Origin of the sequence: Ciceribacter ferrooxidans, assembly GCF_004137355.1 — a bacterium.
Lineage (GTDB): Bacteria > Pseudomonadota > Alphaproteobacteria > Rhizobiales > Rhizobiaceae > Allorhizobium > Allorhizobium ferrooxidans.
In genome coordinates this window covers 1-260 of record NZ_SDVB01000233.1, presented here as the reverse complement: position 1 = coordinate 260, position 260 = coordinate 1, and the positions used below count along the sequence as shown (strand labels likewise).

The following is a 260-nucleotide window of genomic DNA, read 5'->3' as shown; positions in this document are numbered from 1 at the left end:
CAGAACAACCACCGGGTCGTCATGTCGACGATCCGTGCCGACGGACGACCGCAGCTCTCCCCCGTCACCGCGACCGTCGACGCCGAGGGCCGGGTCGTGGTGTCGTCCCGCGAGACCGCCATCAAGGTGAAGAACCTGCGGCGCGACCCACGGATCGCGCTCTGCCTGCTCAACGACGGGTTCTTCGGCGACTGGGGGCAGGTCGAGGGCACTGCCGAGATCGTGCCCATGCCCGACGCCCTCGACCTGCTCATCGACTA

General features: G+C 68.5%; 1 protein-coding gene. It reads left to right on the top strand.

Annotated features, from left to right (window positions below):
* Positions 1–260 (top strand): TIGR03618 family F420-dependent PPOX class oxidoreductase (locus EUU22_RS10915; RefSeq protein ID WP_129332031.1); only part of this gene is annotated, 260 nt, incomplete at both ends.